The organism is Flavobacterium sp. W21_SRS_FM3, from assembly GCF_052113625.1.
Lineage (GTDB): Bacteria > Bacteroidota > Bacteroidia > Flavobacteriales > Flavobacteriaceae > Flavobacterium.
The window spans coordinates 33,868-48,994 of record NZ_JBGQOD010000008.1 but is presented as its reverse complement, the minus strand read 5'-3'; the positions used below and the strand labels follow the sequence as shown (position 1 = coordinate 48,994).

Annotated in this window: 10 protein-coding genes; 1 reads left to right on the top strand and 9 read right to left on the bottom strand. The window is 32.5% G+C overall.

Annotated features, from left to right (window positions below; translation table 11 throughout):
- Window positions 1-11: 11 nt before the first annotated feature.
- The 9 genes from ACEN2K_RS12220 to ACEN2K_RS12180 all read right to left on the bottom strand — a co-directional run bounded on the left by ACEN2K_RS12220 (window position 12) and on the right by ACEN2K_RS12180 (window position 13,046).
- On the bottom strand, window positions 12-1,316 hold the full coding sequence (locus tag ACEN2K_RS12220; RefSeq protein ID WP_441759611.1) for a 5-methylcytosine restriction system specificity protein McrC: 1,305 nt from the start codon (window positions 1,314-1,316) through the stop codon (window positions 12-14).
- A complete protein-coding gene (locus tag ACEN2K_RS12215) occupies window positions 1,291-3,228 on the bottom strand; it encodes an AAA family ATPase (RefSeq protein ID WP_441759610.1) in 1,938 nt (645 codons plus the stop codon). The genes ACEN2K_RS12220 and ACEN2K_RS12215 overlap by 26 nt, the downstream gene beginning before the upstream one ends.
- Window positions 3,225-4,025, bottom strand: coding sequence for a lipase family protein (locus tag ACEN2K_RS12210; RefSeq protein WP_441759609.1), 801 nt, complete (start codon window positions 4,023-4,025; stop codon window positions 3,225-3,227). Before ACEN2K_RS12210 ends, ACEN2K_RS12215 begins: the two co-directional genes overlap by 4 nt.
- A 12-nt stretch (window positions 4,026-4,037) precedes the next feature.
- Window positions 4,038-5,177, bottom strand: a complete 1,140-nt coding sequence (locus ACEN2K_RS12205) for a reverse transcriptase family protein (RefSeq protein WP_441759608.1) — start codon at window positions 5,175-5,177, stop codon at window positions 4,038-4,040.
- A gap of 200 nt (window positions 5,178-5,377) precedes the next feature.
- Window positions 5,378-6,658: a phosphoribosyltransferase-like protein gene (locus ACEN2K_RS12200; protein WP_441759607.1), complete on the bottom strand. Its 1,281-nt coding sequence runs from the start codon at window positions 6,656-6,658 to the stop codon at window positions 5,378-5,380.
- 2 nt (window positions 6,659-6,660) lie between these two features.
- Window positions 6,661-7,839, bottom strand: coding sequence for a restriction endonuclease subunit S (locus ACEN2K_RS12195; RefSeq protein ID WP_441759606.1), 1,179 nt, complete (start codon window positions 7,837-7,839; stop codon window positions 6,661-6,663).
- Window positions 7,839-9,407, bottom strand: coding sequence for a type I restriction-modification system subunit M (locus ACEN2K_RS12190; RefSeq protein WP_441759605.1), 1,569 nt, complete (start codon window positions 9,405-9,407; stop codon window positions 7,839-7,841). Before ACEN2K_RS12190 ends, ACEN2K_RS12195 begins: the two co-directional genes overlap by 1 nt.
- A gap of 4 nt (window positions 9,408-9,411) precedes the next feature.
- The gene (locus tag ACEN2K_RS12185) at window positions 9,412-10,236 is read right to left on the bottom strand and encodes a KilA-N domain-containing protein (protein ID WP_441759604.1); all 825 of its coding nucleotides are present in this window, start codon (window positions 10,234-10,236) and stop codon (window positions 9,412-9,414) included.
- Between the two features lie 11 nt (window positions 10,237-10,247).
- Window positions 10,248-13,046: a type I restriction endonuclease subunit R gene (locus tag ACEN2K_RS12180; RefSeq protein WP_441759603.1), complete on the bottom strand. Its 2,799-nt coding sequence runs from the start codon at window positions 13,044-13,046 to the stop codon at window positions 10,248-10,250.
- Between the two features lie 1,360 nt (window positions 13,047-14,406).
- Here ACEN2K_RS12180 and ACEN2K_RS12175 point away from each other — a divergent pair.
- Window positions 14,407-14,793 carry a hypothetical protein gene (locus ACEN2K_RS12175; RefSeq protein ID WP_441759602.1) on the top strand — a complete coding sequence of 129 codons (387 nt, stop codon included), beginning with the start codon at window positions 14,407-14,409 and terminating at the stop codon, window positions 14,791-14,793.
- The last annotated feature ends 334 nt before the right edge of the window (window positions 14,794-15,127 follow it).

Sequence of the window (15,127 nt, the reverse complement as noted above, 5' to 3'; positions counted from 1 at the left end):
ACTGTAGATTCTCAAGTTTTATGTATTGTTGGTATTGAAACACCTATTTTTTTAAACTTAACAAAAGTGCCTAAGTCTTCAGCCTGCTCCAAATCAATTTTGAATTCAACTGAGGAGTTGCTTTCTATCGGTAACGGATAAATTAGTACGCAGTCAATAATTTCAGTTGCATCTATATCTAATTTCTTGAATACTCCTTCATCCCTGGCGTAACCACTTAATTGCCGAATGTTTTCTATATCATAATTACCTGATTTATTGTACAAAGGCTTATATTTTGCATCGGCAATACATTTTATTCCTTCTTTTGTAATCAGATAATCGGGTAAGCCATAATTAAGTTTGGCTTCTTTTCTGCCATAGAGCACATGACTTCCATAAGCGTCTTTTAATAAACCCAAGACATACAACTCAAACAATTTACTCATGTCGATCCAAAAGGGTGGTGTCTGGATTGTTTTTTGTTGGGTGTTGCTAATGTTGTAACCAAAGCGTTTCAATATTAATTTAGCCAAACGTATCGCCTCATCGTATTCTTTATAAAAAACATTCGTTTTAGTCTGTTTTACCTCATGGTGATTTACTTCATCAGAGACAAATTCAAAAGCGGGATTAATGTAATTGAATATTTCTGTGGTGTACTTTTCGTTCTGAAGGTTTTTAATCGTAGGTAAATACCGCTGAATAAAAACCAAAGCTTTCTTTAGTAATCTGTTTTCCAAACTATTTAATCCAAATTCATCATAACTGCAATAGGTGTGGAGTGGTTTGTTTTTGACTAGGTTTTGCTTAATGGTTTGACTAACCATAACTTTGCCTTTCACCTTTGCATACAAATCGTTCTCTACCTTATAATACGATTTTTTCAAACCCTTACGAACGATTTCTTTAACCAAACGTAAATATTGAACCACCAACAACGGACTCAATAAATCTTGTTCAGGAGTGATGGCTATGGGGGTTTTATCCCATTTTATTTCGAATAAATCCTCAGTATGTTTGGCAACTTCTGGATGTTTTAAGGCCGAAAATAACATTTTGAGATAATCCGTTTGTTCTGTGGCGTTTTTATTGAGTTTTGGCTCTACATAGATCGCTTTTTCCTTTTCAATAATCCAATCGACGCCTATAAAATAACTCGTTTGTATTCTTCTTGTACGAGCATTAATTTCAAAACACACTGCCTTTTCATTTTGTAAAAATAAAATGGGTTGTGGTAAGTTAGGAACATCAAATTCAGTGGCAACATCTTCAAAGTAGCAGTGATGATGTTCTACAAAATGTTTACTTTTAGAAGTTTGTAGAAATAAGCTCATTCATTACTGTTTTTAAATGTTCTGTTTCGTTCAAAATTCCATCTTTAATATATTCTTTAAGCAAAGGGATAATCTCGTACTTTAATTTCATGTTTAGGATTAGTTTTGCTATTTCATCCTCTTGATCATCATTACTGTTTTCTTTTTTGCAAATAAAGTAACTGTGCCCAATCCAAATATCTTCTGGTCTAAAATCAGAAGCTAATGAATCTGATGTTTCAATTATTTGGGGAATACTTGAACCATCAAAACCTTTAACGAATAAGCTTGATACTTTTATAAAAGTTTCTCTAATTAACGGATGTACAGGTTCTATTTCTGGCAATACATCCACAAATGCAAAACGTCTTTTAATAGCATAATCAATATGTCCCACACTCCTGTCGGCTGTGTTCATAGTACCTATGATGTAAAGGTTATCAGGTAAAACAATTTCTCTTTTTCCTTCATACTCATACATACTTTCTACAGGTTCGTTTCTATACTCTAAAGCATAGATTAACTCCCCTAAAACTGAAGGTAAATTAGCTCTGTTGATTTCGTCAATAATTAAAACATAATTTTTTAATGGTTCATTTTCAGTGGTATCAGCTACAAATGTTATTTGCTGATCAGTCAAAAATTTCCTGAATAATTCAACTGCCTTGAGGAAGTAGGTAGCATCCCAATAAGCTGAGCGTGAAACATTTTGATTGAGTTTCAGCTCCTGTCTAATTGTGTTATTATCTAAAAAAGCTTGCTTAATATCCTTAAAAAGCATTCGTGTTCCCTTTGCAGTCCATTCATTTTTCCCATTGTATCTAAAGGCATCTGTATCTAATCCTACAATTAAAACAGCTTCCGTTAATGCAATTTTTCTATTTTTTTCTAACTCATCTGAGATGAAATCAATAAATTTTTCAAATTGTGCGTTCAGCCATTTTTCTTTTGATAATGTAATAGCTTCTTTTTGACTATTTAGTTTGTTTTTTAGGGCTTTCTCAGCAAACTCAGCAAGTATTTTGTTTTCGGTTTTAAATACAACGCCTTCTCCGTCTTCATTAGGTACAGAAACAATTCCTCTTACAAAATCTTCGTAGGTATAACTTGGGTGAAACTGAATCAAATTACATTGATCATCCATTATTGATGTATAGAATCCATCGATAATATACCAAACTAATGATCGCTTGGCGTAATGTGGATAATTTACAAAATTGGTCTCCAAGTAATCTTTATTACTATAGCAATCATAAAGTTCATTAACGGAAAAGTTATATTTAGGAACAGATTTAGTACCTTCAAAATAAATCATTTCATCTTTAACCGATTCAATAGCAATGCTGTTTTCATTGATTTTTGATTTGAAGTTTTTTAATGCTAAGACTATTTTTTTAAAATATTGAATGTCAATTTTTTTGCTAGGTATTGCAAAAGATTCTGCTATTTCTTTCGCTAATCTAGTCTTACCCGTCCCTGGAGGACCTTGAAGAATGATTTGTTTTTTGTAGTTTAGTAATTCAATTTGTTGATTTAAATTTTCGTTTAGCATATACTTTGATATGAGAGATTTTGTAATTTGATGAATTTCTTGTTTGTGGATTTGGCATATACCATCTTGGGTTTTAAACAAAAAATAGTCTTCTGGTTTAAGCTCAATCCATTTAGATTTCGCATAAAGTGTTTCATTATTATAACTAATTCTATAATCATCAAATGAATCTTTTAATTCAAGGTTATTAGTGACTGGCTGACAATCTTCTAGAAGTATTGTAATAGCTTTTACAGTATGTCCATTAGCTATTAGTATTATTGATTTATTTTTAGGGTTGCAATCACTACTATGACTTAAAGAAATATTTTTACTTTTAATCATTTCATAAAAGTTTGGAGCTCCTTTTCCCCAAATACAACCTAGTTTATATATTTTCATTTATTGTTTTCATCTAACATTTTTAAATTTTCCATATAACTCTTCATGCCATGGTCATTTATAAAATTTTTCATAGGTAATTTTAAGGCATAAAATAATCTTGGAATCCAACTTTTATTATCTTTTATTTCATTTTTTCTGATCCACAGTTCTTGACCAATGTGGTGATAAAATATCGGCGGAGTAAAAGGAACAACATCAGAGCCATTGATAATTCGCACCGTTTTTTTATTTAGTTCATCATAGAATGCTTTAAATTTTCTTAAACCTACAGCTGGTGATCCAAAAAGAACAATTTCTTGTAATTGATTTTCAACTACATTTGGCATTTTAGCTCTTAATTTCACTGAAAATAAAGTGGCTAATGCACCTCCAAGCGAATGTCCTGTAATAACTATTTTTCTATTTGTAAATAAATTTAAGTCATTTATGTGTTTTATTACTGCATCAAAACTATTAAGTTTTGTTGTCTTATCTGTATAATAAAGTGTCCTTTGAAACCCCTGATGAACATTTATTTTTTTTGAATTTGTATCACAGTTTTTTAGTAAAACAGGAAGCATTTTAAGATTTGAAACCCACCAATCTACACTTTCTCTTGTCCCTCTAAAAGCAATTACTAATGTTTCATCATTCCAAAATAGTCTGCAAAAACCTCTACCATAAGAACCGTGAACAATCTTTTGTCCTGACATTTTTTTACCGTTGTACGACAAGAGATCTTGTCTAACGGGACTTCCATAAACAGATTTACACATTTTTGCTAATTCAAAATATCTCTTATAAATTGTAACCATAATTTAAATTATTTAAACGTACCAGTTTATTTTATTAAAGTCTTCAAGCATTTTTTTGCTCGCTTTTTCGTTTATAGATTTGATGAAACACATGTGGCCATAAAGCCAGTTATGAAATTTGATATTATTGTATTCTGGAAACTCTTTTTGCCTTCTTTTTAAATGACTATTTACCCCATATTTTCTACAATAATAAATATGCTCGGTTATTGTCTTTCTGTACTCTTTAGATACGTTTGTTCCATTAGTTGTTGTTAGTCCGGTTACATATTGTTTACAACCTTTTTTCATGTATTTCGTTTTCTTACTATTAATAAAAAAACCTTCGTCATCAATAATTTTAGTGATCAATTTTAAAGAGGGTAATTTTCCTTTTTTTTCAATAGAAAAAGTTAAATCATCAGCATATCTAGTATACCTAAAATTTAGTTTACTTGCCAAAGCTTCAAATCGATAATCCAATTTAGTAGCTAAAATATTGGAAATGGTTGGACTGGTCGGAGCTCCTTGCGGTAATATAGGCGGTTTATTATCTACTAATTCTTTTAGAATTTCTCTTGAGTTTTCATCGAAATCTTTCCAATAACTATCACGATGTTTTGCTGTAGTTATTTTTGCAAATGAGAATGCTAAATTACTAACATAACCTAATGATTTAAAAACGGTATAAGCTCTTTTTTCAGTTATGGTATCATAAAATTTTAACAAATCTACTTTCAAAATAATTTCAGAATTTTCATGAACCTTTGCATTATCTTTAATAGAAATGCCTTTTCTAAAGCCTTTACAACTATCTGCTAAAACATATTTACTTAATATGTTTACTAAAATCCATTTCTGGATGTATTTTAAATCTTTAGCAGGCACCATTATCTCCCTGAATTTACCGTCTCTTTTTTTTAGCTTGAAATAGTTATACCTTTGATATTTATGCTCATATTCATAAATAAGACCTCTCTTTCCATCTCCAATCAAGTTTCTGAGATAATCTGATTGAATACCTATTTGTATTGCTAGATGTTCTAAGGAAAAAATAACAGGAAATTCTTTTTCTTCTAATTTTTTTGCATAAGATACACAAGTATCAATAAATTCTTGTGATTTATTTTGCTCTTTAGCTTGTGTAATAAATTGTTCAAATGGAAATGACATAATAAATTGTTACTCTTTTTTTGAATGCTAAATAATATTCTTAAAAATATGGTTTAGGCAACAAGGAATCTAGATGACCTAGATTTATTGATGGCTGAATCATAATATTGATAACATTGATATATGCTATCAAGTAGCTTTATTAGTTCTCGATGAACTACACCGAGAAAACCTTATAAGGGTTATTTGCTAACAAAAAACTATGTCAGTCCATTGAACATTGTGGGTAAATATAAGACATCTTTTACTTCTAAATTTTCTTTTGTTTCTTTTCTGAAATTTTCTTTTTGAGTTTTTCTTTTTAATTCTTTCAAAAATTGAATTCCTCTATTACTTATGTTGTATTGAACATTTAAAAAACCTAATTGCTTTGCTTTATTATAAATTTTTTTTAATTCTGTTCTAGTTAATCCAAGTAGATGACAAATAATTACAATATCATGTCTCTCATTTATTAACGTCAATAAAGCTATTACAGAATGATCTAGTTTTGAGTTGTATTTTATTTTTCTAATAAATTTATCATCCTTCTTTTCTATAATTGATTTGCCAGAATATAAATCAATTTTCAATCGGTTACATATTCCTATGTAAAACGCTATGTCTTGTTTGAATTCACGTGCTTCTCTCATTCTAATGTTCGCCATTCTAGGAAACAATGGAGTCCAATTCCTGTTTTTCCCCCATATTATTGATAATGTATTGTTTGGCGTACAATGAAAATAAGAAATTAAAGATTGACTATTATCAAATCCGTAAGGAAAAACATAAGGGTAAGGACCTACTTTTAAATTTTCGCCATGTTTTAGTGTTGTTTTTTCAATATCACTTAAATTTCCCAAAATATTAAGAGGAGACAATGTTGGTTCAAAAATTTTATTCCTTTCTTCAGAAATAATTTTTACTTGAGGGTAACGATCCAAGATGTGTTTTTTTCCTTCAACCATTATTATGGAAGAGAGTATATATATGTTTTCAATATTATTATCAGTTAACCACTGTTGGATATCATTAGGTTTTGAAAATTCTTTGCAAAATGTTTTACCACTACCAATAAAATCATCTAGAAAAACAATATGATTGTATGATCCAGGATCCGTTACATATTTGTAATCATGTGTCAAAAGGATATCATTTTCTCTTTTTTTAAAGGCGTTTGTATTTTTTAATGGATAAGTCACTAAAGTTCCGCTTTTACCAACTTTCCCATAGGGAAATATTATTATTTTATCTCCCTTTGGAATACTTTTATAAAGTTCATATAACAAATCATTAAGTCGGAACATAAGTTCATTAAAAGGAATATACTCGTAAACACTCAATAAATCAATAGCCAAGTCAACCTCGTCTTCATCAAAGTTTTCCAACCAACGAATTATTTTCGTTGGTAAAACCGAATGTTTTAATCGAGCCAATAAATTCTCTACCTTTCTTAATGAATTTTCATTATACGAAAAAGTATGTTTTTTTTGTATTTCCATACCTATACATTTTCTATTTTAACCTTCAATTCCCCCTTAAACGCCTTCTGGCTCAAAAGCCCATACATATTCTCTAATTCTTTCAAACTGGCTTGATATTTAGTTTTCAAGGTTTCTACTTTTTCTACTATTGAAGCAAATTTGTTTTGGAGTTTTAGTGGTGGTAGAATAACTTCTACTTTATTTAAGTTTGATTGATTAATTCCTGAAATTGTTGATTTAGTAATATGTTTTAAAATATAATTTGATTTTGCCCTATCATTATTTAAGTAATAAAATAGATATATCGGAAGTATTTTTGTCAAATCAGGACTAAGTTTAATCATTGAAGATTCAAACACTAATGGTTCATCAGATTTAGGAATAAGACACGCTTTTGCAGCACCTTCAAATGTTAATGAACGCCTCGCTATAAGTAAGTCAAATTCTGTGATAGAATATTTTTCTATTTCTTTTTCTGGAATTAAAACTCTTTTTAACTTACCTCTAGGAACAATATTATAAAATAGATCTGACATATGTACCATTTCTGTACCATTTGGTAAGTATTGTTCTTTAGGTACATAATGTCCATTCATTGAAGGTTTAAATACTAAGTTTTGTATAATTTCAATCTTCCATCTCTTTTCATTTAAAGCAGGATCCCCAAACATCTCTAAAAAAGTACTCTTCAACAATTCATCCAAAAGCAAAATACTTTCTTTGCGTTGTGTGATTAAGTTTTCGGCTTGACTTAGTATTTCTGCAATACGGATTTGGTCTGGTAATGGTGGTAAAAATATTTTGTGATTGTCAAAATCTTTTTTGACAACATGTTTCATTGTAGAACCATGTGCAAATTTGGTCAATTCATCAATTGTTTGCTTCAATGCGAAAATAAAATATCGTTTTTCTACTTTACTAAAGTCAAAAACTACTTTGAATATATGTTGGTTTAATAAAGCATCTTCTTCATTCTCCCATATAAATACATCAATGGTTGCTGACCATGAAACTAAAACATCTCCCTTTTTTACGATATATTTATCATCAACTTTTCTTAATGTTCTATTATATGGTTTGTTAGGATTTGTTAAATTTTGGATACGAATAATTCTTAATCCTTCATCATTCCAATCCTCGGGTTTAAAAGCTGCTCCATTAATGAATGTTGCGATATTACCTAATCGTTCTTGATTCATTACACTAATTCTTTAAGTTCACTAATCCCTTTCAATATAGTAGCTTCAATCATTTCTAATTTCTCAAAAATAACTTTGGGATTTTCGTAGCTTACTTCTTCGTACACTTCTTTTTTGTATTTGCTTAAGCTCAAATCATAGCCATTGTCTATAATTTCTTGTTTGGGTATGGCAAAGTGAAATCCTTCTCTTTCGGCTTCGGTACTAGCTTTTGTAGGTCTGTTGTGGTATTGTGCAATGATATCTTGTAAGTCGCTTTTGTCAATTTTGTTGCGTTTGTCGTCTAGGGTGTAACCGTCGTTTTGCATTTCATAAAACCATACATTTTCGGTTTCGCTTCCTTTGGTAAACAATAATATGGCGGTACTCACACCTGCATAGGGTTTAAAAACCCCGCTTGGCATGGTAATCACGGCTTTTAGTTCGCTTTTTTCTACCATAATTTTTCGGGCTTCTACAAAGGCTTTTCCGCTACCAAACAATACGCCTTGAGGTACAACAACGGCGGCTGTTCCTCCCATTTTTAGCATGGTGTAGATGCGTTCTATAAAGAGCAATTCGGTTTTGGTAGTGCCTAGTTGTAAACTTTCGTTTATGTCGCCTTTGTCAATATTTCCCGTAAAGGGTGGGTTGGCAAGAATAATATCAAATTGTGCATCTTCGTTATAGGATTTGCTTAGGGTGTCTTTGTAATCAATATTGGGTTGGTCTATGCCGTGCATCATCAGGTTCATTAATCCCAAACGCACCATGGTGGTGTCAATATCATAACCAAATAGGGAGTCTTCTACAATGTGTTTTAAATCTTCGTTTAAAGTTGCAGAGACTGTGGCACGCATAAAACCATCTTCGTCGGCTTGCAAAGCGGCTGGGTTTTCTCTTTTGACCAAGTCGGTCAAAATGTATTGGTAAGCACCCAAAAGGAAACCGGCCGTACCACAAGCAGGATCGGCAATGCGCTGTCCTAATTGGGGTTGTACCAAATCATTCATTAGTTTAATAATGTGGCGGGGTGTTCTAAACTGTCCGTTTTTGCCGGCACTGGCAATAGCGCCCAAGAGCATCTCATACACATCACCTTGTATGTCTTGAAAAGCATGACCGCCATCTACGGCATCTTTTTCTATTTCGACAAAAATCTCTTCAATGATTTTTATGGCTTCTACCAATAAGGAAGGCTTTGGCATAATAAAAACCGCATTGGCCATGGCGTGGGTAAACTTAGAACCGCCTTCAAAGGCTTTCAAAAAAGGAAAAACTTTGGTTTGCACATGCAACAACATGGCTTCGGCAGGCATGCGCTTGAAGTTGCGCCAACGCAAATCTTGTTTGTCTACTTCCTCGTTGCTACCCGGTACTTTGTACATACCCACAAATTTTGAGGTGTAGGGTTCTCCAGTAAATTCGGCATCACGCTCGCGTTTGGCTTCGAGGTCGTCCATTTGTTTCATAAAAAGCAAATAGGTAATTTGTTCGATGGCGGTAAGCGGGTTACTGATACCACCACTCCAGAAGTTGTTCCAAAGGCGGTCTATAAGTGATTTTAAAGCAGAGTTGTTTTGTAACATGGTATTATTTAAGTTTTTGTATGTTTTTATTGCCCAATAGGGAATTCATTTGCGAAATGGCCATTTTGTTCAATTGCAACAAGCGTTCTTGTTGGTCTAAACCTTGATGAATCAAAACCGAATTGATGCTTTCCATATTAGAAAGTACCACCAGTTGCTCTATTGTGGCTTGGTCTCTGATGTTTCCTTCGGCATTTGGGTTGGTTTCGCGCCATTCTTTGGCGGTAATCCCAAACAAGGCTACGTTAAGCAAATCGGCTTCATTGGCGTAGACAAAGGTAATTTGGTTTTTGTGAAGTTCCTTCGGAATTAAATTTTCTTTAATAGCATCGGTATGAATTTTATAATTTATTTTGGACAAAGTGCGTTGCAAATTCCATTCGAGTTGTAGGCGGTCGTTTTCATCGTCTTTCAATCGTTGAAATTCTTTGATAAGGTAAAGTTTGAAACCCGCATTTACCCATGATGCAAATTCAAAAGCAATGTCTTTGTGGGCAAAAGTCCCACCATTATATCCTGATTTAGAAATGATTCCTTTTGCATTGGTTGTTTCAATCCATTTTGAAGGCGAAAGGGTAAAACTGTTGCTTCCTGCTTCAAATAGTAAGGGGTCGAATTCGACCCCTTTAAAATCAGGGTTGTATAATTGTTCCCAAAGTCCTAGAAACTCAATCGTTGCACGCGAACGCATCCAGTTTTTAACCACATCTTTGGGCTCTGCCGCATTTTTATTGCGAGCAATATCAGTTAAAGAAATATAATCCTCTTTCCCGATTTTTAGTATAGAAATGGATAGATTCTGTACGGTAAGTGTGGTTTTTTTTGCCATAGTAATGCTGTTTATGCCGCTAGTAATTTTTCGGTCAATTTCAATATTTCTTCTATTTCGCTAGGTTTAAACACGCCACGAATTCCTTCGGGATGCAACATCGTAAAAGGCGATTCTATCAAATTGCGTTTGTTGAGTGCACCTTTTTCTAAAATAAATTTTTTGAGCAAATCTAAAAATTGCAATTGTCTTGCACTAAGGTAACTGTGCGCCTTAACAAATTCTGAAAAAGCATTGGAAACCGTCTCAGGAAACGACTCTAATTCTTGAATACCTAAAATGTGTTTGATGAATTGTACCAATTGTGCTTTTCTATGCGAATAGACTCTTCGCAACAAATCGACCGTAATGTGTGGGTGTTCGTCATGCAGAACTTCGGCAAGAGCAGCAGCTTCATCAGCAGTGATCTCTTCGCCTTGTTTTAGTTTTTGCAAAATCGGATTTTGAGAAACCAACTCGATAACGGTTTGTTCTACCAATTCGCGGTATTTGGCAATGCTCAAGGCTTCGTGCTGCGGGCCAAATTCTACATATTCTTTGGCATAAACTTCGTCTTTAAAATTGAATTTGGCCGTGCCTAGTGGCATGATGGCTTCTTTGAACTTCATTAAGGGCGCTACTTTTTCAATCAATTCGTCAAATTGCTCTTCGGTTACGGTTGCCCAAAAGTTATTGGTTTGTGCTTTTCTAATTAAAGTCGCTTCTTTGGTAATTAGGCTAACGGTCAAAGGCAATTCGCTAATTTCTTCGACAATACTTTCTTTTAAAGCTTCAAACTTATCTGCTTCTTGATTGAGTTGCGCTAATGAAGCTTCAAGAATATCTTTTTCAAAACGCATGGCTTTAAAGTCAACATCCGAAATAGTTCGCATTAATGGTTTGACTACCATTCTTAAAAAATCCAGTTTATCATCGGTTAGAAGGTTCCAAAAATTATCGTCTTCCAAACGTTGCAATTCCGACTGGGCATCCAGAATTACAATAGAATTTTTGGGTAATGAAGCAATTTGTTGGCGCAATTTGGCTATTTCATTACGTACAATGGTATCGTTTAAAAGTTCTTGTGCTTTTTCTATTTTATCCAAGCGAATGCCAAACAAACGAACAGGCAACGGGATCGAAGAACTTAATTCTTTGCCACGAGGATTGATTTTGAAATATTCAAAATTATCCCAACAATCCAATATCAAGAAATTATCTTTTTTAGTACACCAAGGTTTCATTTTGGTAGGTTCAAGTAGGCGAGTACCACGCCCAATCATTTGCCAAAAACGAGTATAAGAATAGACAGGTTTGGCAAAAACAAGATTGACCAACTCCCGCACATCTACGCCAGTATCTAGCATGCCTACACTAATAGCAATGCGTGGCATATCGTTATGAGTAAATTGACTCAACAAACCACTTTTTCCATACACACGTGGATCGTCACTTACCAAAACTTTGGCTAGTTCACCATGATATTCTGGATAAAAGGCATCGAACAATTCTTCCATTCTACGCGCATGTTTGATAGTTGTACAAAAGAAAATGGTTTTACCTGGCAAAACGCCACTGGGATCTTTAATACATTCTTCCATAAACTCCCGAACAATCAAAGCATTGGTGCCTTTGTTGGTCACGGATTTTTCTATATCAGTTCCTTCATAATTAATTTCAGCCACTTCTTTTCCTTCGAGAATCAAGTTTTTTTGATCTTCTAAAGTGATGGTTCTTTTACTAATTCCCTCTTCCTGAAATTTGGTTTTAATTTTCATTACCTGAAAATTACTCAAATAGGGAGGGATGTTATTTACAGCTTCTTCATAGGAATAGGCAAAAGTAGGCACGCCTTCTTCACATTCAAAAAGTTTAAAAGTATTGTGGTCTATAACATCTGTTGGAGTTGCGGTTAAGCCCAGCGTTATAGTATTAAAATAATCTAATATTTCGCCATAGGTATTGTAAATACTGCGGTGGCTTTCGTCAACTACAATCAAATCAAAAAAATGCGGACTCAAAGAGTTTTCTTCATCCCTGATTACATTCAACATTGTGGGATAGGTAGAAACGTAGATTCGTCTGTCTTTTGCAATGGATTTTTCGCCAATCTTAGGCCATCTTGGCTCATTGGGCAAATGCTCTTTGAATGCGTCTAAAGTTTGATCTCTCAAAGCAATTCGATCTACCAAAAATAACACCCGTTCAGCCCATCCTGCCCGCATCAAAGCATCTACCAAGGCAATGCAGGTTCTGGTTTTTCCAGTTCCAGTAGCCATGACGAGTAGAAATTTCTTTTTGCGTTTTTCAATAGCTTCCATTACAGATCGGATAGCAGCAATTTGATAATCACGACCCGCAATAGCGGTATTGATTAATTCGCTTGCTAATGCTTTTCTGGCTTTTCGAATGTATTGGTATCGTTCTAAATCATCAAGAGTAGGAAATCCATGAACCTTCTTAGGAGGATAGTTGCCTAAATCCCAAAAGTAAATGTCATGACCGTTGGTGAAAAAGCAAAAGGGGAGTTCGCCACCTTTTTCATTTTGAATATTTTGACAGTACTGTTTGGCTTGTTCTTTACCAATATTAGCATCAACCAATGATTTTTTAGCTTCGACTACAGCAAGCGGTTTTCCATCTTTACCCAATAAAACATAATCACTAAATTGATGGCCTTCATATTTTGTACGAGCTTCATTTACACCTTCAGCTAATGGTACTGCAATGTCAAACTCTTCAAGTACTTGAGTAGCATCATTAACATTCCATCCTGCAGCTTGCAGCCGTTTGTCAATTATTTCTTTGCGAGTATGTTTTTCGTTTTTCAAGAATATTTTTATTAGCCTAGAGTGTGATGTAATTCCTCTCTATAAAAAATCTATTTTATAAAGAGATAGCATCAAGTATAACAGTTGCTAATTTAGATATTTTTTAGTTGAAATTATTACGTAAAACCGTAAAGTGATGAAAAATAAATAAAACTTTTCTTATTTCCAATACAGAAATTAGCAGCCCAGTTTTTATTGGGGTTTAAAGATGTCGAGGTACAAATAAGGTACTATTCTGAACAAATAAACACCTCAATAACAACAAACAAACCTTTATTAAATTTCAAGTAAAATATGGCTTTGTTGACTTTGAAGTACTAAATTTATAAGAACACATTAATCCAGTGGTTGATGCAAAAGTATAAAATCTTGTATTTACTTATAAATTATTTTAATGTTTCTTTAATATAATTTTAATTCGATAGGCACGAAGGTTCGAACTCATCATCGCCCTCTAATTTACTTTATTTTTTTATTGAATTTGACGGTAAGGAATTCGAACCTTTTATTAGAAGATTTAAAATTTTGAACAATTCATTTTAGAACAATTCCTCTTTGAGTTTGTCTCTAATTTTTGTTAGAATGTCCAATTTGTAAATGACGAAGCTGAGATTTTTCGGCTTGGCTAAAACGTGTTGCTAAACGGTAATTCCACCAAAACCCCACTATCTCAAATTAGCGATTGGGTGATGTTTTTTTATTTATCAAGTGTCTCCAAGATCCAATTTAAACACACTTCATAATTCATAATCGACCAGGAATGTGGATTTTTTGTGATGTCTAATCTAAATCCTTTTCCTACATTAAAAATTACTTTAGTATTTTCAGTTTTAGAGAGGAAAAAATATTTTGAATTTATTACTATTGTGAGAATTTGATATACAAACAAGAAACAAGGCTTAGCTATTTTTCAAGAGGTGTAATTATTTTGAATATTTTTTTGTATCTATTATTATTTTACCCAAGGAATTGATTTTATGCAAATTAACGTTAATTTTTTTTGCTTTAAAATGACCTAGGTCATTTTAAAGTGGCTTTGTTATAATTACTTTTAAAGCTAGCTTAAGGTGAAATAATTAACTGTTTACTAAAAAATAATGGCTTTTATTTGATATACTTATAAGGGCTACTAAAGGATGTTTTTTAGGATTATAATAACTAATTTTTGGAGATATTTTGCAATGGCTTCAGCTGAAGAGATCTCTCTATCCTTAACACATTAAAAAAATTAATAGATCTAAATAGAGAGTTTATCTTATCCACTATGTGAATAGGATGGTATTAGTATTCTAATAAGGTAGCTGTAAATACTATTCTATTGCTTATATAATAAAAAAAATAATCTAAAACTTAAAAAGATATGGAAACAGAAATTTTGTACAACTCAGATTTGCATTTTGAGCACATTCAGTGGCGTCGTGAACTATTATTTTGGGAGGATGAATTAAAATCTTTTACAAATAAGTTGGAAGAGTTGGTGAAACGATGGACTAAAATGGAGGTCCTTGCCCAACTAGAACATTATCAAAACCAATTTATCCTACACTCACAGGTGATAGATGAATTGCAACATGAAATTAATGTTCATGAGACTAATATGGCTGCTCACAGTATAAAACAGCAGGAAGTTCTAAATCAATCGTTAGTTCACAATCATGTGGAATTTAGAAATAGAATGGAAATGCAAAGACAAATATATAGTGATCTTAAAAAAGAATTTTTTCATTTTCTATCAAAGTACATGTAAGCTTGCACTTATCAAATTGTTTGTTTTGAATATACCAAAATTTATATAGTGGGAATTATGTAGCTATTTTACAATAGAAATAAATAGTGTAGGATTGCTTAATTGACTGATATACTGGATTAATGCGTTTTTTTAAATCAGATATTTGATGAAAAATGCATCCATAATCCTTGATCTATTTTAAATTTTAAAAGAATATAAAAGGAAAAGGCCAGACTATTTTTGCTGAAAATTGATTTCCATGAATGATGTAAATTCATGTCTTTTTTTAATTTTTAGAGCAGTTTGAACACTAGGATTGCTTTTCAATCTTGTCTTTAATAGATCCTGTATA

Excerpts from the sequence above, each read along its gene's own strand:
- ACEN2K_RS12220 (WP_441759611.1), bottom strand. The coding sequence starts at position 1,316 with ATGAGCTTATTTCTACAAACTTCTAAAAGTAAACATTTTGTAGAACAT.
- ACEN2K_RS12210 (WP_441759609.1), bottom strand. The coding sequence starts at position 4,025 with ATGGTTACAATTTATAAGAGATATTTTGAATTAGCAAAAATGTGTAAA.
- ACEN2K_RS12185 (WP_441759604.1), bottom strand. The coding sequence starts at position 10,236 with ATGGCAAAAAAAACCACACTTACCGTACAGAATCTATCCATTTCTATA.
- ACEN2K_RS12215 (WP_441759610.1), bottom strand. The coding sequence starts at position 3,228 with ATGAAAATATATAAACTAGGTTGTATTTGGGGAAAAGGAGCTCCAAAC.
- ACEN2K_RS12190 (WP_441759605.1), bottom strand. The coding sequence starts at position 9,407 with ATGTTACAAAACAACTCTGCTTTAAAATCACTTATAGACCGCCTTTGG.
- ACEN2K_RS12175 (WP_441759602.1), top strand. The coding sequence starts at position 14,407 with ATGGAAACAGAAATTTTGTACAACTCAGATTTGCATTTTGAGCACATT.
- ACEN2K_RS12200 (WP_441759607.1), bottom strand. The coding sequence starts at position 6,658 with ATGGAAATACAAAAAAAACATACTTTTTCGTATAATGAAAATTCATTA.
- ACEN2K_RS12205 (WP_441759608.1), bottom strand. The coding sequence starts at position 5,177 with ATGTCATTTCCATTTGAACAATTTATTACACAAGCTAAAGAGCAAAAT.
- ACEN2K_RS12195 (WP_441759606.1), bottom strand. The coding sequence starts at position 7,839 with ATGAATCAAGAACGATTAGGTAATATCGCAACATTCATTAATGGAGCA.